Below are 21019 nucleotides of genomic sequence, written 5' to 3' on the forward strand. Positions count from 1 at the left end.
ATGATAGTGCCAATCGAACCGACAACTTCATAATTTTGCCGGTGAACGGAATCAAAACTGGAGTCAAACACTCCCATTTTACCATCAGCAAATGTTAATACACCACTCATAGTTGTATCTACATCCAGACCATTTCGCTTTGTTTCTGTTGCAAATACTGAACTTGGTTCCTGTGCAAAAATGTTTCGTATACTATGCAATGTATAGCACCCTACATCGTACATCGAACCACCGCCAAGCTCATTAATTAATCGAATATTCGAACGATCTTCTAAATAAAAGGAAAAGCTTGCACGCATAAGTGAGACTTCTCCAATTTCTCCGCTCGCTATTATTTCCTTTACCTTGTCATGCTGTGGATGAAATTGATACATAAACGCTTCCATAAGCAAGACATTATGCCTGTTAGCAGCTGACACAATTTCTTCTAATTCTTGATTATTTAGGGCAATCGGCTTTTCACAAAGTACATGTTTCTTATTTTCACACGCTTTAATTATCCACTCTTTATGTAATGAATTTGGTAAAGGAATATATACTGCATCAATTTCCTGATCTTCAAGTAATTCCTCGTATGTACCGTATGTTTTTTCAATCGATAATTCTGCTGCCACTTCTTTTGCATTATTAATATTTCGACTTGCTATTGCAACTGCTTCAGCATTTTCTGAACGTTGAATGGCTGGAATAACTTGAGTTTTCCCAATATTGGCAGTACTTAATATCCCGAATTTTACTGTAGACATAGAAATCCCCCTCATTCGATTAACAACTTTATTTTCCCCACCATTATATACTAGGAGAATACAACAGAAAAGCAGCAGGTTTTACCCTTGCTGCTTCGATTTACATTTCCAGTAAATTATTTGTATAAAAATGGAATTTTTCCATATCCTTTTCGTCCAATGCCTTGTCGATCAGCCTTAATAGATTGTTCCGCTCTAATTCCATGATAATTCCATCAATTTCATCTGGTTTATCGATTGTATTTGGCAGTGCAATATATGGTGCTAAAATTTGTGTTAAATGTTGTTGGAAATCTTTAATTTTCATTAAATCTCCTAAAGCTATACGGTTATATTTTTTCCCCTTCTGAAAAACGAACACAGCTTCTTTATTTTCAATTTCTTTCGTATCACGATTGATTCGGATTTCTCTTGCTTCGAGTGGTACAAAATTATAAACCTTTTCATCCATTAAAAGTGAGAAATATTGATATGCTAACACCACCCGGATAAACTTGCCTTCTTCTTTCACGTAATATGGTTTGAATAATTTAATTGAAAGCAATTTGGCACCTCCTCAAAGTTCTCACATGAATTAAACATAAGTGATTATCTTTATTTTACATTATATGCAACAAATAAGAAAGCGTTTACACTTAAATTCCTTAAATTCATGGCAATTGCTTTTTATTTGCGCTATACTTACAAATAGATTTTGGTAAGGGGTCTTAATTATGATAAAGAAATTGAGTATTAAAATATTTGGCAGAAGAGTAATGAAAACTGCATTAGCAGTATTCCTGACGTCTCTAATATGCGAATGGATCGGCTGGCCAGCCGTTTTTGCTGTTATTACCGCAATAGTAACAATTGAACCAACTGTTGCCTCATCGATTAAAAAAGGTATTGTTCGTTTACCAGCTTCAGCAATTGGTTCATTTTATGCTGTTGTATTTATCTATTTTTTCGGTAATTCTCCGATAACCTATACACTAGCTGCATTATTTACCATTATTACATGCTATCGATTAGGGTTAAATGCTGGTTTACTTGTGGCAACTTTAACTTCTGTTGCTATGATTGAAGTTATTCATGCAAATCTGCTGATATCGTTCGTAATTCGTCTTGGAACGACTACTGTCGGATTACTTGTCTCTACACTAGTAAACATGTTTGTCTTACCACCTAATTATACAAAAAAAATTTCAATGAATTACGATGATTTATTAAAGCAAACGGCTGAAGCAATTGGAATGATTACAAAAATGTTAATCCAGAATGACCAAAATGTCCTTCATAAAAAAGAAGCTGCCCAAAGATTCCAAAAAATAAAGGTAGCACTTGATAAAACAGATGAATTATTACAATACCAGGCAGATGAAGCAAAGTATCATCGATTACAGGAGGATGCGAAACAGCTATTTAAATTGGAGCAGGTAAATGCGGCAAAATTAAGACTTGTTCACTATCATATTGGAAACTTAATTAATACACCAGTTAAGACAGTGTGTTGGTCAAAGGATGAATGTGAAGAGATTATGTTAATGGTTGATACACTAGTGGACTTTATGAAATATCCTGATCACTATAAAGCCAAAGCATATAAGCAGCAAGTAAAAAAACTAATGGAGCATTTCTGGCATCACAACAAGCCTCAAAACGAAGAACAGGAGAATGTGTTTACATCAGAGGTGATTATATTATATGAATTACTGTCAATTTATAATTTGACAGAAGATATTATAAAAAACAGCAAAGCTATAAGTAACTAAAAAACCAGATTAGATGCAATCTGGTTTTTTAATTTATATTTTAAATTTACTAATCAAGTTATTTAATTCTTCTGCTAAACTTGCTAATTCATTGGAACTTGATGATATTTCCTCCATCGAACTGCTGGCTTGCTGTGCAGAAGCAGATGTTTGTTCCACACCAGCTGCTGACTCTTCTGAAATGGAAGCAATTTCTTCAATAGACTTATTAATTTCATCACTGGTTACAGATATAGCTTCTAAATTACCAGTGACAGTTTGAATACTTTCTACCATATCACGAATGGAGCTATTGATTTGATTGAAAGTTTCCCCTGTTCGTTCAATCTGTATAGAGCCATTCTCTACTTCATTGTAGCCGTTTTCTAAAGATTTGGTCACATCAGAAGACTCTTGTTGAATATTAGTCACAATTCTCGTAATATCCGTTACTGAATTCGCTACTTGCTCTGCAAGTTTTCTCACCTCATCAGCAACTACTGCAAATCCTTTTCCATGTTCGCCTGCCCTCGCAGACTCGATTGCTGCATTTAATGCAAGTAAGTTTGTCTGTTCTGCGATATCCTTTATTACCGCAACAAGTTTCGAAATCTGTTTTGTTTGATCATCAAGTCCTCTAACCTTATTTACAGCATCTTGTACGATCGTATGGATTCGTGCCATTTGACCGACAGAAGAATCCATCATCCCGCTTCCTTCTTCCGTCATTGACAGTACATTGGTGGAGACTGACTCAATTTTATTTCCATTTTGATTTGCTTCACTAACTTTATTAGAGAAATCACTCATTTTTGCCGCCGCTTCACTTGCGTGATTTGCTTGTGTCTCTGAACCTGATGCCAATTCTTGCATAGTTATTGCGATCTGCTCTGTACCTGTTTTCACTTCAATGGACGATTGATTCAATTCTTCACTTTTAGTACTCACAGTATGTGATACTGTTAATACTTGTTGAATAATAATCCGTAAATTGCTGCTCATTGTATTCATGGAACTTGCAAGTTGACCAATTTCATCTTCACCGTTATATTTCACTGAAGCAACTCTTAAATTCCCATCTGCAATTTGATTACTCATTTGCACTACTTCATTCATACTTCGGGAAATGACCCGATTGACTATTACCATCAGAATAATACTTATGATGAATGAACCGATTATCGCTGCAAATAATGCTATCATTGAAGATAACTGACTTGCTTTCGCATTGTCTATTGCTACGTCTCTTTGATCATTTACTAGTAATTTTAACTCTTCAATTAAATTAACAGCTTGTGACTGCTTATTGGTTGCATCCATTGCAATGGCAGATGCCACAGCTTCCTCCCCTTGTTTGGTATAGCTTACTACTTCATTAAAGCTCCGATTTACCAGTTCATCCAAACGCACAATCTCATAAAATAATTCTTGTTCTTCCTCCGTATCCATTCTTGATTCTAACGCACTCTCTAATTCTTCAAACGTATCCTTTCTTTCGCTGAATGCTGCTTCTACTTCCGGTGTTGATTCAAGTAAATAAGCGTAGATCTGTGTATTTTTCGCCCTTAACAGAGAGCCCATTTCTGCTACAGAAACTGCCCGCTCCCCCCGTCTGTCCACAGCATCGATTTGTGTATCTATATCGCGTAAAAATTGATAAACAATAAGTGCGGATAAGATAAATAAAAATAAAACAATTCCTAAGATTATTCCATACTTTGTACCTATCTTTACATTATTAAACCTTAATTTCCTGAAGACCTTTTTCAAATGCAATTCCTCCTGCCTGCTCCGTCTATGTATTCATGATGAAAAGTATATATATATGAGTATATTTTATCATTAACATTGGATCATTTCTATATCAATTTCACGTATAGAATCTGTATCATTTTCTTTTCTTTACAAATTCGGTAAAATAGATAGGGGAGGTGCCATTATGCAAATTCAATATATTGCAGAAGATGCGGTAATGATGAGACTCGGAGACATTATTGATATTGGGGTACACAGACAATTGATAACACTCCAAAAGCAGATTAATAATGGAAATTACCTGGGGATAACTGAAGCGGTCATTGGTTTTACTACTTTAGTCGTATATTTTGATCCAATGCATACTTCTCACATTACAGTGGAAAAGTTATTGAGAGATTTATCAAAAAGTGACTTGGAAATATCCTCCTCTCCAACCGTTCACCATATTCCTGTCTGTTATGACTACGGGCTTGATATTCACTATGTTGCAAATTATCATCAGATAACTGTCGAAGAAGTAATAGAACTTCATATATCAGCTGTTTATACCGTTTACTTTATTGGATTCTCGCCAGGCTTTCCTTTTCTTGGCGGCATGAATGATAAAATTGCGACACCTAGGAAGGCTGCGCCACGTCAAAGTGTAGAGGCCGGATCCATAGGAATTGCCGGAAAACAAACGGGAATTTATCCAGGGCAATCACCTGGAGGTTGGCAAATTATCGGCCGCACTCCTGTAAATTTAGTAAAAATAAATAATGAACAACCAACTTTGTTACAATCTGGAGATCAGATTCACTTTTATCCTATTAACAAAAAAGAATTTCTTGAAACTGCAAATAATGAGGGATTAGAACAATGATAATTATAGAAGAAGGATTACATACAACCATTCAGGATTTGGGCAGAAACAACTATCGTTCATTAGGCTTTTCGCTGAGTGGCCCAATGGATAAAACTGCGATGAGAATTGCCAATTTCCTCGTTGGTAATGATGATAATGATGCTGTTTTAGAAATAAGTTTCCTCGGTCCCACGATAGAATTTACTTGTGATACGATTATTGCTATCACCGGGGCAAAGATGACAGCCTTCTTAAATGGATATGAAGCACCACTTTATCGACCGATACCAATAAATAAAGGAGATACGTTGCAATGCCGGGCTGCCAAAAAAGGAATCTATTCCTATTTGTCAGTTAAAGGAGGGATTCAAATTGAAGAAAAGCTTTCCAGCAGAAGTATGATTGCAAGATACAACAGTGAGGAATTCCTTTCAAGAAAATTAAATAATGATGATTATTTACCAGTTCAGCCATATTCCTTTACAGGAAAGATCCACTGGAAATTGGATCACCAGATTTTTGACTATATACAAAAAGACAATGCCACTATACATTTTATAGAAGGACCGCAAATTTCATGGTTTAACGCTGATTCGGTAAGTGAGAAGAGATGGAAAGTTTCCTCAAAGTCCAACCGGATGGGTTATCGATTAATTGGACAGAAAATAGAAACAATAAAGGAGCAGCAATTGCTGACTGAACCAGTACAGTTCGGTGCAATACAGATCCCTCCAAGTGGTGAGCCCATCATCTTAATGGCTGATGGACAACCGACAGGAGGTTATCCGAAATTAGGACAAGTTATTCAAGCAGATTTAGCAACATTGAGCCAAATAACACCAGCTAAAGAATTTACATTAGAAAAATGTTCCATTGAATCAGCAATGAAGCAGTTACATTCACAGGAAAAGTTTCTTGCTCAACTTAAGCTCATCTTATCTTATAAATGGAGGGAAATGTTACATGGAACTAAATTGTGACTTAGGAGAGAGCTTCGGCAATTTTCAGAGTGGAAATGATCAGGCAATTATCCCATATGTTGATGCGGTAAATATCGCCTGTGGATTTCATGCCGGAGACGTATCTACTATGCAAGCTACAGTTAAACTTGCCAAAAAACATCATGTTCATATTGGTGCCCACCCTGGATTTCCTGATCTGCAAGGTTTTGGCAGGAGAAAAATGGAGCTAAATGAATCTGAAGTATACGGAATTGTTCTTTACCAGATAGGAGCACTGGCCGCTTTTGCAAGAGCAGAAGATACAAAAATTCACCATGTAAAACCACATGGCGCCTTATATAATATGGCTTGTCAAAATCAATCAATTGCGCATGCGATTGCTCGGGCAGTGTATGATTATAATCCTGACCTTATCTTATATGGTCTTGCCAACAGTCTCCTGACCAAAGCCGGAGAAGATGTTGGTTTACATGTTGCACATGAAGTATTTGCTGACAGAACATATCAGCCTGATGGTACATTGACTCCTCGCAGTGAAGAAAATGCTGTGATTGATAATATCGAGACATCCCTTGCACAAGTAGAGCTGATAATGAAAGAACAATGTGTAATCACGACAGGCGGAAATAAAATCAACATAAAAGCAGATACCATATGTGTTCATAGTGACACACCCGAAGCATTAGAGTATGTGCGCAGATTAAAAGTACTTTCTGAAAGAAACAGAGAAAAGTGAGCCAAAGGAAAACCACCCCTTAGATGAGGTGGTTAACGGTAACGATATTTGAGTAAACATTGATCTAAGAAATCTGTTGGAAGCTTTCTTACGGCATGCTGCCATAATTGAATATGGATAAAGGCAAACAGACTCATGGATAGAGGGATTGCTAAAGGAATGAAAAAAGAAACCATCCCAAATCCTGATCCAATTGCAGCGATCAACAGAATATGCGGCATCAAACTGACCGAAGCAAATGATGCATTTTTCCAAAGATTGTACCCTTTAAGATGTGATGTTACAACCAAAGGAATAATGGATAAGACAATTAAAAAGAACACACCTATCACCAAGAGCCAAAGTGCATGAATAACAAAATTCTCGCTCCCCATTAACATGAAGATAAATGAGTCGTAATATGCTAATAATATTAACAGGAAACCTAAATTCAAGCTAATAAACATTGTTTTACGGAAATATTGCTTAAAAGAATTAAAAAATGTCTTCAAAATACTTAATTCAAAACCATTTTTTGTCCACTCTAACATTACCGCATACATTGCAATAGTTGCTGGTATAACCGTTATAATGCCTAAAGAAAAGAAAAACCAGAATAGTTGTAATGTAATAAAACAAGCTACAACGTATAATGATCGAAATAGCATGGAATCACTTGATAACATCCAATCACCTACTTCAGCACATTTAGTTTCATTTGTCTTTTAAACATTATAGCCAGTTTGTACAAAAAATAAACGTATTTTTTAAATTCCTTAAATTTTCCCTGACTCTCTTATTAGTAGTTCAGGATCGACGAAGACAGATGGTTGCACTTCACAACCATTAATCAAATCATGAAGTAAATTCGCTGCTAATTTACCAATTTTCACTTGATCCTGTTTGATTGTTGCTAGTGAGGGACTGCTGTAACGGCATGCTTCAATATCATCACAACCTATTACTTTCATTTCATCTGGTACAGATATTTTCGCTTCTTTTAATGCCCGTAAAACCCCTAAAGCCATCATATCTGACACTGCAAACACCGCACTTGGAATCTGACCACAAAGCAATATCTCCTTCATTTTAGCATAACCACTTTCTTCAAAATAATTTCCATGCTTGATCCATTCTTCTTGATACTGCATGCCAAAATCATTCAGTGCTTTTAAGAAAGCTGTCTTTCTTATATCTGAGATGACCGAATCATTGGGACCACCAATAAATGCAAGTTGCCTAATGCCATGTAAATAAAAATACTCTACAACCTGACGGGAAATCTTCTCGTTATCTGTCATAATATAGCTTGACCTGTCACCTGAAAGCTTCAGATCAATCGCAACTGTTGGAATATCACTCTGATCAAGATGATCAATCGCTTCTTCAATTTGCTCCCCCGCTATGACTAAACAACCATCTAGCTGATAATGTTTCGCTCTCGCTACATAATCTTCTTTACCGATGTTAAATGATTGGTTGGAGAACACTAAAATATCATAACCTAATTGGCCAACAGCAGTTTTAAAACTGTTAATTACCTGATTAAAAAAAGGGTGATTAAATTCTACATTCACTTCTCCGGAATAGATTAATCCAATCATATTAGATTTCTTAGTCGCAAGCGCTTTCGCTGAGAAACTGGGTTGATAGCCTGTCTCTTCAATTACCTTTTTTACTTTCTCAATTGTGTTAGGACTTAAGCTGCCTGTCTGGTTCATTACTTTTGACACAGTGCCAGGTGAAACCCCAGCCATATTTGCAATTTCTCGTATGGTTAACTTCATAACATTAATCCCTCTATAAGTTTTATAGTATCTTCAGAAACTAGTCAGTCTTTTTAACATCTTATCAAAAATATAATATTGAATAAAAGCGATCATACTTCCCATTAGAATAAAAAATATTGGAAGATAAATCGAAAGTAAAAAGAATCCTACTATCAATATTATACACAATAAAGTTGAATAAAGATGACTGATAGGCAGAATTATGGCTAGTTTTATAATTTCTAAGAGAGATTGTTGAGAACGCTCTATAATAAAAAATATATAAACAGATATAAAGACAAAAACTATACACATAAAGCTAAACAGTAAAGATACGATCATTTCACCAGCGAAGTCAGCTCTGATTAAAATAGATCCGTTCAAATACAGAATCAATGCAACAAACAACCATCCTAGACCGATGATAAAGCTTTTTTTAAAGTACAATTTGAAGCTTCTGAAAAATAATGATGTCACTCCAAAATCAATACCATCCTTGTGCCAATGATGCACAACCCTGTACATGGCAGTAGTTGCCGGGAAAAAGGTAATAACGGGAATGCAGCAAACAAACCACAATATATTAAGTAATACGAAATTAGCGAAGATGTTAATCACACGGAAAAATACATTTTCAGATTGTTCCATTTTTCTTCCCCTTTCACAATTCTACTCTGCATCCCATTATTTTAATTATTAACTCTTTACAGCACCCTCTGTCAGGCTTTGTATAAACAATCGATTTAACAACAGGAAAACAACTATTAGTGGCACTGTTGCCCAAAACGTCCCTGACAAAATCATTCCGTTATCACGTACATAATTATCAATCAAACCTCGCAAAGCCACCTGGATCGTAAAGGATGACTCCTCACGTAATACAACAAGCGGCCAAAGGAAATCGTTCCAAATATACATGAATTTAATGATAGCTAATGTAGCAAACGCTGGAATAATAACAGGAACGGCAATGTTCCAATAAACACGGAAATTGGAACAGCCATCAATTTTAGCTGCATCAACGAGCTCATCTGGTACATTGCTGCTAATATATTGCCTCATCCAGAAAATTCCGAATGCATCGATTAATCCAGGCACAATAATTGCCTTTAAATCATTCAACCAATCAAGTTGTGTAATAATATAATACTGAGGAATTAATCCGAGTTGTGGAGGTATCATCATTGTGACAAGTATTGCAATAAAGAAAAAGTTTTTCCCTTTAAAATAGAATTTAGCAAAAGCAAATCCAGCCAGCGAACAGAAAAACAAAACTCCTGTTGTTGTAATTGTTGATACAATTAGAGAGTTCCCTAACGCACCGAAGAAATCAATCGTATTGATAACATTAGTGAAATTTGTTACCAGCTCACTTCCGGGAATATACGCTGGGGGTAAACTATTAATTGCACTGTTATCATTCGTTGCCATAACAAACATCCAATAAAAAGGAAATATTGATAAAAACGCAGCAATTGTAAGCAATGTATATAAAAATAATTTAGAAACAGAATTTTTTTTCGTCTGACTTATTTCACTCATTTACTATTCACCCTTCCTCTATCTCCCTAACCGATTCGCGATCCAAACATTAATGGAAGATAGTATAATAATAATAACAAATAAAATAATCGCAGCAGCTGATGCAGGACCAAATGATAAATTAGCAAAGGCCTCCCGGTATAGATAAAGTACAACTGTAATCCCTTCTTCTCTGTATGTTCTTCCAATAAATATTAAAGGCTCTGTAAATAGTTGGAGTGCTCCAATAGTAGAAGTAAATACAGTAAGTATAATTATAGGACGTAACATTGGAACAGTAATATACTGGATTTTTTGCCGTACTGTTGCACCATCTATTTGTGCTGCTTCATATAATTCATGTGGTATCGCTTGCAAACCAGCTAAATAAATGATGGTATTATAGCCAACCCAGCGCCAAAATACCATTGTAGAGATAGCAATCTTCACTCCCCACCAGGAGGTGGACCAACTGACAGCATCTATTCCGAACCAGCTAAATATAACATTAAACAAACCGAATTCCTGGCTGTTAAACATTACTCCAAAAACAATGGCAACAGCAACAGTTGAAGTAACATAAGGCATAAAAACAGATACACGAAAAAAACTTTTCATTTTTATTAGTGCAGAATTAAGCGCATATGCAAGAATTATGCCAATAATCAGTTGTGGAATGGTACCTAACACCCACATGATCAACGTGTTCGTTAATGATGTCCAGAAAATTGGATCTGTCAATATCCATTTGAAATTCTGAAATCCTGCAAACTCCATACTCCCTAAGCCATTCCATTTCTGAAAACCTAAATAAAAACTAAATAAGATAGGAAATAAGCCAAAAATGGCAAATAAAATAAAGAATGGTGATATATAAATATAAGCAGATACAGCTTCTTTCTTTTTTTCCGTGAGAAAGACTCTTTTCCTCATTGTCTGTTTTTCCATACGACTATTTGTTTGGCTCATCTTTACACTCCTTTCATTTCATTAAAGCGGTCCAATGCAATTAGACCGCTTTAATGTAATAATTTATTGTCTTTCCAATTGTGATTTAATTCTATCTAATGCTGCGTCCCATTCAGTCTGAGGATCTGACCCTTCCACGGCAACGTTTAATAATGCTGTTCCAAGTTCTGTATCAACAATGGAATAGTTAGGTCCCATATAAACTGTTTTAACCGATTGAGCAGCCTCAGCAAAAATCTTTGCAGTTGGTGCATTATTAAAGAATTCATCTGTTGTTGCTAAAAATTCTTCATTCTCATAGACATCTGGTGTTGATGGAAATAACCCTGCAATTTCGAAAGATTTTAGTTGTTGTTCAGGAGCTGTTAACCAGGAAATGAATGCAAATACTTCTTCTGGATGTTCGGATTCTTTTGGTATGGTTAAGAAAGAACCTCCCCAATTCCCTGCACCTTCCGGAATTTTTGCAATATCCCAAAGACCACTAGTATCTGGTGCATTGCTTTTAACATTAGCAACCATCCAACCAGGCGCTCCAGGTAATGTAGCATAGGCGCCCTCTGCCATCGCACTTCCCCATTCAGGTGTCCATAAATCATTCTGTCCGATTAGACCTTCCTCAATCATCTTAGTTGTAAAGTCATATGCTTCTTTTACTGTATCCTCAATTATCAGTTCATGGTCTTCATTAAAATATTGTTGTTCTTCCTGATCACGTATAGCATTAAATACTAATTTAGGAGTATCGGAAATTGGCTTACCTGTTTTTTCTTTAATTACCTTTGCAGTTTCGTAATACGCCTCCCATGAATCTATTTCTGCTGCTACTTTTTCTCTGTCAGTTGGAAGTCCTGCCGCTTCCATTACATCTACCCGATAAAACATTGTAGTTGGACCTACATCTGTTGGCAGACCGATCTGAAAGGATCCGTCAGCCGTTTGTGCCTGTGTCCATTTCCAGTCTAAGTAGTTTGCTGCAACATCGCTTGCACCATAATCATTTAAGTTATAAAATCGATCTTTCGCCTCAATAAATTTCTCGATCGAGCTTATTTCTATTTGAGCAATATCAGGAGCCCCGCTTCCTGCAGAGATAGAGGTGAACAAATTGTTATGCATATCATTCATTTCGCCTTCATTGATATTTATCTTAACATTCGGGTTCTCTTTCATATATTCTTCCACTAATTCACCATAACCTGTACTGCCGAAAATCCAAAAGTCCAGCTCTACCGCTTCGTTGCTTGCTTCCTTATCTCCACCGTCGTTTCCACCTTTATTATTCTCGGAATTTCCAGTGCTTTCACTGTTGCCACTGCATGCCACTAGAGCAAAAACAAGAGATGCAAACATTGAGACAAATATCCATTTTTTCATAAAAAAACCCCCACTTATATTTTTGAGAGAACAAGATTCATACCAAATAATTAACTCAATTCTGTATCATTCCAAAGCAAGAACATTTACACCTGAACAAAAGCTCTTCAGGAAACGGAAACCGGTTTCTTAAATTTTAAATATATAAAGCGATTAACTCACTGCAGTTTTTGTGTAATCGCTTTCTTAAAGAATTATATGCTATATAATTTGAAAAAGCAATAGTTTTTATCAATTTCTTTCACAAATTAAGAAATCGCTTTCTTTGTTTGTGGGAAAATTGGTTGGTACTAATGTTATATAAAAAAAACTGCTCTCTATTAAACAGAAAGCAGTTTTTCTCATTTATTTCATTTCTGGCACGACTCTGACTTCTCTTTCCATTTCAGATTGACAAATTGGGCAAGTTGGTTCTTTATCAAACGAATAGTTTTCTCTCATCCACCCTTGACAATCCTCACTGACACATGACCAGACATTAGTCTCAACATTCTTAACCGGTTCTTTTTGATTATTGAAATAAGCCATTCGGCACTCCCTTTCATGGGTACTACTCTTATTATACGCTTATTTCAGATTAAATACAAAACTATTTGGCAAATCCTTTCATTGTGAACCGATAGCGATAATTCCTATTGGTAAATAACTTGTATTCCGGGTGTGTCTGCTGTCCCCAGCTATCATCTCCGCCAACACCCATTTGCCAGCCATTAATAGTAACAGAAACTTTATCAGACGATGGCAGCTTATAATGGTGACTTGCCTCTTCCAATTCATCCACATTATAACTGAGTACATTTGCTTCTATTGTCGGGCATCCTTCCACTCTTAAGCCATGTCCCATATTATTCTTAACCTCAATCCAGCGAACTCCACACTTATTGCCACTTTCTTGCGGTTTTAAATATGGCTCCAGCTGATCTTTGACATCCCCTTGATGAATGGCTATTTTCCCGCTTCTTTGGCGATCCCAGTATGTTTCATGCGGACCTTTTCCATACCATGTTAGCTGATTAAACTGCTCATCCATCTCCCATTGCATTCCGATGACAGGTATGTCAGGTAATTGACTGCAAGGCATCAGCAATTGTCCCACTTCAATTGTGCCATCAGGATACACAGTGTAGATGATCTCTACTAGACTGACAGGGTTTGTTGGAAGTTCATAGGTTGTTTGTACTTGCACTATATTAGTCAGACTTTTCACAGATAGGTTTATCAGGTTTCTTTCAACACTGGCTTCACGCCAAATCTTACTATGTTCATCCAGTTTACAGCCACGATCATTATCTGTCATCGCTCGCCAAAAGTGTGGAACTGGTGCGCTTCTGATCAATTCTATGTTTTGTAAATTATATGATGCCAACAGCCCAGTTGACTTATCAAATGAAACAAGCATCTGTTTTCCACTGATTTCATATGCTTTCTCTGTTTCATTTAAACTGATCTCCCCTTCCACAACAACATTCTTTTTCACTGTTGGCGATACAAATTGTGTAAAGGCTGCTTCATGTTCAGCTTCTGCCCATTCTGGTGCGTGCTGAAGGGATAGTGTAATAACATATTCTTTTTCTTTTGTGAATGTAACTTTGCCATAATCCAGTGTAAAGGCTGCTTCAGTACCTGGCTGGACATCTAATGAAAGACTGTCTGAAGCAATTTCTATTCCCTCTTGTTCTATCTTCCAAATAAGTTTAAATTCTGATAAATTAGTAAACAAATATTTATTGAATACCTTAAATGAACCCTCTCTCAAATCCACTGCATGCAGTTCAATATTCTGATAACATGCTTTTACTTCATCAAGTTTTGGCGAAACTTTTCCATCTGCAAATATTAATCCATCGCCTGCAAAATTACCATCATGTGGTGATTCACCAAAATCTCCTCCGTAAGCCAAGAAGCTCGTTCCATCAGCTGTTTGGTGCCGTAAAGCCTGATCTTTCCAATCCCAGATAAAGCCACCTTGTAAGATGTCATATCTATCAAATAACTCTGTATACTTATGCAGATTTCCTGTTGAATTCCCCATCGAATGACTGTATTCACAAAGAATATAAGGTTTCTTGTCACCAGGCATGTTTGCATACTCTTCTACATGCGCTGGGCTGCGATACATCGTACTTTCAATATCTGAAGCACCTGAAGAGGCACGATAATGATAAATGCCTTCATAATGTACTAATCTAGTTGGATCAGTCATATGGAAGTAATCGTACATCTTTAAGAAATTGTCCCCTCCAAATGATTCATTCCCAAGCGACCAGATAAGAATCGATGGATGGTTTTTATCACGCTCATACATCGATTTACAACGATCCAACACATTTTCCGTCCATTCAGCTCTGCTGCCCGGCACCGTATTTTCTAAAGTCTGCTGCCCATAATACCATGAACCATGTGTCTCTAAGTTTGTTTCATCGATAACATACAGTCCATATTCATCACAAAGGTCATACCATTTTGGATGATTCGGATAATGGGAAGTCCTTACAGCATTAATATTATATCTTTTCATTAACACAATATCATCAACCATATCCTGAGTCGTCACAGCCCTGCCATGGTCAGCTGTAAACTCATGCCGATTGACACCTTTAAAAACAATTCTTTTCCCGTTTATATGCATGATATTGTTAATCAACTCAAACTGGCGGAATCCAACTTTTGTCGCAAAAGCTTCAACAAGTTCTCCTTCACCATTTTTGATTCGAAAAATTAACGAATATAAATATGGGGATTCAGCACTCCACTTTTTCGGTTGCTTGATAGCAATCTCTGTTTGAATCGCTGTATATTCTGTCCCGCTAATCGCTAAAGAGCTCTTATGATTAACAATAGATTGCTGATTATCATCAAGTAATTCTATTTCTAGAATGGGATTGGCGAATTTTTTAGTAAAATAATTGACTACATCTGCTTTCACTTCAAGCACAGCATCTTTATATTCAGCATCAAAGGTTGTTCGAATTCGGTGATCATATAAATGCAGTTCAGGTAAAGTGTATAAATAAACATCGCGAAAGATACCACTTAAACGCCAAAAGTCTTGATCTTCCAGCCAACTCGCATCAGACCAGCGATATACTTCTACTGCTAATTTGTTTTCTCCGTCTTTTAGATATGGTGTTAAGTTAAATTCAGCAGGTGTAAAAGTATCTTCACTGTAACCAACTAACTCACCATTAAGCCAAACATAAAATGCGGATTCCACTCCTTGAAAATTAATAATAACTGGTTGATCCACCCAATCTTCTGGCAATTCAAATGAGGTTACATACTGCCCCACCGGATTATAATTTGTCGGTGCAAATGGAGGTGTGATTTCATCATGTTCTATCCATGGATAACGGACATTTGAATATTGCGGATAATCATACCCCTGTAATTGCCAGTGTGCAGGAACGCTAATATCATCCCAGTTTGATGTATCGAAATCTGTATCAAAAAAATCTGCTATTTTTTCAGCTGGATTTTTAGAGAAACGAAATTGCCATTTGCCATTTAGATTGATTACATTGTTTGATTGATATTTATCAAAAGTAAGAGCATCTTTTTCCGAACGATATGGTATTGCTTCGGCATGCTGCTCTAACCGATTTAATTGGAATATCTCAGGATTGTTATTCCATTCAGGGTAACCATTCTCTGGTGCTTTATAGCTGAATTTTGTTTTATTTAGTATCATAAGATTACTACCTCCTCCAATAGTTTTTTTGTAATCGCATTCATTTCGATAGACAATTGTTTGATACTAGATTAAAATAATAAGTAAAAATAGTCAAGTTAAATTTTACTTATTTTAACTAAATCATTTTACTGAATATTTACGCTATACAACAATAATCTAAAGAACTTTTTGTGAAGGAAGGATGTAATAAAACATGGCAACAATTAAAGACATTGCGAAGAAAGCTGGAGTGTCAATTGCCACAGTCTCCCGTGTGCTTAATTATGACCCTACATTGTCGGTAGGAGAAGAGACGAAAAAAAGAATATTTGAGATAGCAGAAGCAGTCTCCTATCGGAAAAATGCGGCAAGAAGGAAGGTCTACAGGCGAATTGCCTTTGTTCACTGGGTTACAGAAACAGAAGAATTATCGGACCTTTACTATATGGCTGTAAGACATGGAATTGAAGAAGAAGCAAGCAAACATCATTTGAACTTATTGAAATTTGTTACAACTGAAATTGATCAAATACCGAATGATATTGATGGACTAATTGCTGTGGGGAGATTTACTAAATTGACGATCAGCCAATTCAAATCAAAAACAGAGCATGTGGTCCTGATTGATTCTGATACAGAGAATCAAGGTTGTGATGCGGTTCTGACCGATTTTAAGACTGTTATTCAGCAGGCGGTTGATTTACTGTTAGAAAAACAATTTGTTAAGATTGGATTCCTTGGCGGCTATGGTATCGAATCAAATTTCACCGATGTTCGCGAGAAATATTTCAGAGATTATTTATCAAGCAAAGATCTTTTAAAAGAATCCTTCATTATTCTAGACAATTATCATGTTGATAGCGGCTATCGTATGATGAAACAATTTCTTACTGAACATCCAAATGAAAAGATTGGTTTCGTCACAGCAAATGATCCTGTCGCTATTGGAGCAATTAAGGCATTAAACGAAGAACAGATCGACATACCAGACCAGGTAAGCATAGTAGGAATTAATGATATTAGTGTGTCAAAATATATATATCCCGCCCTTACAACTGTACGGATTGAGAAAGAACTAATGGGTAAAACCGCAATAGAATTATTAGTTGAACGACTTCGTGAGGAAAGATCAATTGCTAAGAAAGTGTATATTGATACAACTGTAATAGAGAGACAAACAACGTGAGTTTTTGTACGGCAATATTTTAAAAGCAGCTACACACTAACCGGACACTTCTTCCTATCCGGAATTAGCCAACTCCATTTCTGCTTTTTACTTAAAAGCAAAAAAATCGACAAGGCAGCAGCGAAAAAAACTGCTTGTCGATTTCTTTGTTTAAGATTTGATTAATGTTTCAATAACTTGTTTAGAAAGTTCATCTTTCTCAGAGGTGCTTGGAATGATCAGAATACGATCCTGAAACATTTCGCGATCTTGGAATACATCCAAATTATTTGTCCTCATTCCATAAACTGTCCCTGTTCCAAAGTCTAGTAATTCTACCCCTTCTTGCTCCAGTAACTCTACATCTATTATCTGCTCAATTGGTTTTAAACCCTCTTGATCGATTAATTCTCTGGCTAGAGTTTCATCAGTAATAATCAAGTCTACTTCTCCTGTAGCAATTCGAACCGTAAACTTCTGAGCTTGTTCAATTGATTGCTCTGCTAACTTTCCACCATCGTGCGTTATATTATCTACAGCAAATCGGAAATCTTCGAAATGTTCTTCATTCATTTGGTCACTAAATGCACCAACTTCTTCGTAAGGAATGGCACTTACTACCATTGCATTGTATGCCACTTCATCCTCTGTAAAAACATTGATTAAAATCGAGATAATTATAAATAATCCTGCTATAATCCCAATGATATGAAGCTTGTAATATTCCCAGATGTAGTCAACTGCCTCTTTAAAAGTCATCGTTTTCAAGGTTTCCCATAGCTTTTTCATCGGTATTTATTCCCCCTGTTTTCTCACGCTTCTCTAGTTAAAAGTATATCACAATTAGGGGAAATCGAAATTGATTCTAGTAGAGGATGTTCAAAAAGTCACCAAATGATAAGCGGTGAATCTAGCGGAGCTTCAACTAAGAACCGACACGTCGTGTGTCGAACGTTGAAGTCACTACATCCTGTGGAAGCTCGTTGGTTTGCGAGTCCGCTTCTCACGTATTCAAACCATACGTTCCGATACTCCTCACTGCGCCGCCTCGACCTTCTTGCTTCTAATTTACCGACTATTTGAACAGGCACTAGTACCTAATTCCCATCATTCCCACTCAAGAAACTCCAGTCTGTTTCCAAAAGGATCCTCAACGTATACTCGTTCAGCTCCAGGTAAATGTGGATCCTCTAAAAAGTTAACATCTCTTTCCTTTAAATAGAGTTTTAAATCTTCTAAGCTTTCAACCTCAAAAGCCGGATGGGCTTTTTTAGCAGGCTGAAACGGCTCTTCGATTCCAATATGAAGCTGGTTAGAACCAAATTGGAACCATGCCCCGCCTCGTTTCTTTAACACTTCTGGTTTCTCTATTTCTCTCATCTGTAAAATGTCTGAATAGAACTTTCTGGCTGTATTTTCTGAACCTCTCGGTGCGGCAAGTTGAACATGATCAAGCTTCCGGATTGTAAAAGACATGTAAGGCCCTCCTAGACTAATTGATTTTTTAACCAATCATATGCTTTTTGTCCGCTAATTTCATGCGCCCCTTCAAATATATCATATGAAAACTTCTCTGGACGATTTTGGTAAGACTCTTCTAAACTTGCAACAGCCTCTAATACATACTTATTTGGGAAGATGGGATCGTTTACCCCAGCCTCGATAAATAATCCTCTTGGAGTAATTAGGGAAATCCATTCGGGTAACTCTGCATAATTCAAAATACCTGGAATGTAATTATCTATACAATGACGCATTGCCATAATACTTCCTTTAAAAGTGTTTGTAAAACCTGTTAACACAGTTGCTTTTACACGTAAATCCAGTGCCGCAGTATAAGCAGTTACAAGAGCACCACCAGAAAACCCCATCATCCCGACTTTCTCTGGGATAACATCTTCTCTAGTTTCGATAAAATCCAGGACTTGCCTTGCTTCCCATACTCTTAAGCCAGCTAATGTTTTTCCCTCCATTAAGAGACTTGTTGCCATTGATTCACAAGAGTTCTTTTTGCCTTGCTCAATATCTCTTGTTAACATTCTTTCTCCAAAACCAATAACTTCCGGAGCAAAAACTTTCAACCCTTTTTTGACTAATTTTATTGCAAAGTGTTGATGGATTCCAGACGGTTGTTCATCCTCTTCTCCAGCTTCTGTCAGCCCGACAATTTCTTTCACCCCATATCCATGTCCATGGAGCGCAAGAACTGCTGGAAAGGCATCCTGCTCACTTTTTGGTGTCAGCACATAAATTTTAAAATCCAGTACATCCGTTATTGGCAAAATGAGTAACTCTCTAGTATAATCCCCGAAATCCTTCTTCTCAATTATTTGAGGTTCTGATAAGACCTTTCCTTCTTCCAAACTTGAAAAATCGCCTAATAAGTTGAGCAGACTCATTTTGAGCATTAATTTCCTTTCTACCGGACCTACTGCTTTAAACGTTTCATCCAGTGCCTGGCTATAAAACTGCTCGAACAATCGATCTAAATTACTCATTTGCTCAACTCTCCTTCTTCCATATTACGCTTTTGAAAACGTTTTTATTATGTACTTCTATTATATACATTTTTCGAGAGGAAGAAAGGGAAATATTCGGTTTAAAGTTAATTGTTTTGGATTTTTTATAAAGTGATCCTTTGATCAGTGAGGTTTTTACCCTCCTGACCATCAGCGAAACTTATCAGGACGTTTAACGTTTAAAAATACTTTTGGTACTTTCGATTCGAATCGCAGAAACTCTTTTGTTACAGGATGACGAAAAGCGATAACCTTAGCATGCAAGCCGAGTCTTGCAATCGGATTTTGCTCGGATCCATATTTTTTATCACCAACAATCGGATGCCCCAAATCTTCCATATGGGCACGTATTTGATTTTTTCTGCCTGTTTCCAATTGAACAGAAAGCAGAGAGAACTCCTGGTTTGACTTGATTACTTGATAATGAGTTATCGCTAATTTTCCATCGTTTGGTTTCATACTGGAATACATCTTGTATGCTTTATTTTCTTTGAGCCAGCTTTTCACCGTTCCTTTTGTCTGTTTCAGTCTTCCTTCAACTAAAGCGATATACGTCCGCTCTTTCACTATATTTTTCCAGTTGTTTTGCAACTGCTGTTTCACTTCTTCTGTTTTTGCAAAAAGCATTACACCTGATGTATCCTGGTCCAGTCGGTGAACGATAAATATACGATTTTTCGGATTAATTTTTTTCACATAATCCATCAATTGTTTGTAGGCAGTGTGTGATTTTTCTTTAGCTGAGGCAATCGAGAGCAGCCCTGCTCCTTTCTCTATCACAATAATTGCTTCATCTTCATACAAAATATTCATGTTAATAAAAGTTGCTGCCTTTGATGCTTTATTCGTTTGAATTGCTACAATATCTCCTTTGGATAAAGGAAAGTTATGCTTTGTAATGTTATCTCCGTTTACGTACACTTGACCTCTTGTCAGAATGGATTTGACTGCATTTCTGCTTTTACTCTCTATTACACTTATTAAAAATGGCAGTAATTCAGCATTTGTTTCTACCTCATACTGTTCCATATTCGGATTTTTGCGTTTTTTATTCATTAGTATCCTCCATTCATATTGTCCCCCTATTCGTGCGTGTTTAAAAAGTCGGCAAATTTAGAAGCAAGAAAGTCGAGGCCCTGCAGTGAAGAGCATCGGAACGCAGGCTTTGAATACGTGAGAAGCGGCCTCGCAAACCAGCGAGCTTCCACAGGATGTGGTGACTTCAACGTTCGACACACGACGTGTCGGTTCTTAGTTGAAGCTCCGCTAGATTC

At 36.6% G+C, this 21019-nt stretch carries 20 protein-coding genes; 5 read left to right on the top strand and 15 right to left on the bottom strand.

Translation table 11 applies throughout. The features are described 5' to 3' along the window. Positions 1-746, bottom strand: a 746-nt coding sequence (locus F9U64_RS21295; protein ID WP_228275834.1) for a Gfo/Idh/MocA family protein, incomplete at its 3' end; no start/stop codon positions are given. Between the two features lie 100 nt (positions 747-846). Next, positions 847-1290 (bottom strand): IDEAL domain-containing protein, encoded by a 444-nt coding sequence (locus F9U64_RS21300; protein WP_153406910.1) that lies wholly within the window; start codon positions 1288-1290, stop codon positions 847-849. Positions 1291-1459: 169 nt separating this feature from the next. On the opposite strand from F9U64_RS21300, the gene F9U64_RS21305 reads away from it, so the two are divergent. Then, entirely contained in the window at positions 1460-2497 is a 1038-nt protein-coding gene (locus F9U64_RS21305; protein ID WP_153406911.1) for an FUSC family protein, read from the top strand. A 33-nt stretch (positions 2498-2530) separates the two neighbouring features. Here F9U64_RS21305 and F9U64_RS21310 read toward each other — a convergent pair whose 3' ends face one another. Further along, on the bottom strand, positions 2531-4246 hold the full coding sequence (locus F9U64_RS21310; RefSeq protein ID WP_153406912.1) for a methyl-accepting chemotaxis protein: 1716 nt from the start codon (positions 4244-4246) through the stop codon (positions 2531-2533). Between the two features lie 169 nt (positions 4247-4415). Between F9U64_RS21310 and pxpB the strand changes: the two genes are divergently transcribed. The 3 genes from pxpB to F9U64_RS21325 are packed head-to-tail and all read left to right on the top strand — an operon-like array spanning position 4416 to position 6776. Next, complete coding sequence (pxpB, locus tag F9U64_RS21315; RefSeq protein ID WP_153406913.1) at positions 4416-5096, top strand: 5-oxoprolinase subunit PxpB; 681 nt, start codon at positions 4416-4418, stop codon at positions 5094-5096. After that, positions 5093-6058 (top strand): 5-oxoprolinase subunit C family protein, encoded by a 966-nt coding sequence (locus F9U64_RS21320; protein ID WP_153406914.1) that lies wholly within the window; start codon positions 5093-5095, stop codon positions 6056-6058. The genes pxpB and F9U64_RS21320 overlap by 4 nt, the downstream gene beginning before the upstream one ends. Then, entirely contained in the window at positions 6042-6776 is a 735-nt protein-coding gene (locus F9U64_RS21325) for a 5-oxoprolinase subunit PxpA (protein ID WP_153406915.1), read from the top strand. The genes F9U64_RS21320 and F9U64_RS21325 overlap by 17 nt, the downstream gene beginning before the upstream one ends. A 32-nt stretch (positions 6777-6808) precedes the next feature. On the opposite strand, the gene F9U64_RS21330 is transcribed toward F9U64_RS21325, so the two are convergent. The 8 genes from F9U64_RS21330 to F9U64_RS21365 all read right to left on the bottom strand — a co-directional run bounded on the left by F9U64_RS21330 (position 6809) and on the right by F9U64_RS21365 (position 16079). After that, a complete protein-coding gene (locus tag F9U64_RS21330) occupies positions 6809-7441 on the bottom strand; it encodes a DUF624 domain-containing protein (RefSeq protein ID WP_153406916.1) in 633 nt (210 codons plus the stop codon). 90 nt (positions 7442-7531) lie between these two features. Then, positions 7532-8542, bottom strand: coding sequence for a LacI family DNA-binding transcriptional regulator (locus F9U64_RS21335; protein WP_153406917.1), 1011 nt, complete (start codon positions 8540-8542; stop codon positions 7532-7534). Between the two features lie 33 nt (positions 8543-8575). Then, entirely contained in the window at positions 8576-9172 is a 597-nt protein-coding gene (locus tag F9U64_RS21340) for a YesL family protein (RefSeq protein ID WP_153406918.1), read from the bottom strand. 48 nt (positions 9173-9220) lie between these two features. Further along, positions 9221-10066, bottom strand: coding sequence for a carbohydrate ABC transporter permease (locus F9U64_RS21345; protein ID WP_153406919.1), 846 nt, complete (start codon positions 10064-10066; stop codon positions 9221-9223). 18 nt (positions 10067-10084) lie between these two features. Beyond that, the gene (locus F9U64_RS21350; protein WP_153406920.1) at positions 10085-11014 is read right to left on the bottom strand and encodes a carbohydrate ABC transporter permease; all 930 of its coding nucleotides are present in this window, start codon (positions 11012-11014) and stop codon (positions 10085-10087) included. A gap of 63 nt (positions 11015-11077) precedes the next feature. Further along, positions 11078-12391: an ABC transporter substrate-binding protein gene (locus F9U64_RS21355; RefSeq protein ID WP_153406921.1), complete on the bottom strand. Its 1314-nt coding sequence runs from the start codon at positions 12389-12391 to the stop codon at positions 11078-11080. Between the two features lie 345 nt (positions 12392-12736). Then, positions 12737-12919, bottom strand: coding sequence for a cold-shock protein (locus tag F9U64_RS21360; RefSeq protein WP_153406922.1), 183 nt, complete (start codon positions 12917-12919; stop codon positions 12737-12739). Between the two features lie 61 nt (positions 12920-12980). Further along, positions 12981-16079, bottom strand: a complete 3099-nt coding sequence (locus F9U64_RS21365) for a beta-galactosidase, LacZ type (RefSeq protein ID WP_153406923.1) — start codon at positions 16077-16079, stop codon at positions 12981-12983. A 196-nt stretch (positions 16080-16275) separates the two neighbouring features. Between F9U64_RS21365 and F9U64_RS21370 the strand changes: the two genes are divergently transcribed. Further along, positions 16276-17247, top strand: a complete 972-nt coding sequence (locus F9U64_RS21370) for a LacI family DNA-binding transcriptional regulator (RefSeq protein ID WP_153406924.1) — start codon at positions 16276-16278, stop codon at positions 17245-17247. Between the two features lie 150 nt (positions 17248-17397). On the opposite strand, the gene F9U64_RS21375 is transcribed toward F9U64_RS21370, so the two are convergent. From F9U64_RS21375 to F9U64_RS21390, 4 genes are all read right to left on the bottom strand, one after another. Beyond that, positions 17398-18015, bottom strand: a complete 618-nt coding sequence (locus F9U64_RS21375; RefSeq protein WP_153406925.1) for a hypothetical protein — start codon at positions 18013-18015, stop codon at positions 17398-17400. A 318-nt stretch (positions 18016-18333) separates the two neighbouring features. Beyond that, entirely contained in the window at positions 18334-18702 is a 369-nt protein-coding gene (locus F9U64_RS21380; protein WP_153406926.1) for a VOC family protein, read from the bottom strand. 11 nt (positions 18703-18713) lie between these two features. Further along, entirely contained in the window at positions 18714-19724 is a 1011-nt protein-coding gene (locus F9U64_RS21385) for a dienelactone hydrolase family protein (RefSeq protein ID WP_153406927.1), read from the bottom strand. 171 nt (positions 19725-19895) lie between these two features. Further along, on the bottom strand, positions 19896-20801 hold the full coding sequence (locus tag F9U64_RS21390) for an RluA family pseudouridine synthase (RefSeq protein WP_153406928.1): 906 nt from the start codon (positions 20799-20801) through the stop codon (positions 19896-19898). Between the last annotated feature and the right edge of the window lie 218 nt (positions 20802-21019).

The organism is Gracilibacillus oryzae (assembly GCF_009498735.1).
GTDB lineage: Bacteria > Bacillota > Bacilli > Bacillales > Amphibacillaceae > Gracilibacillus > Gracilibacillus oryzae.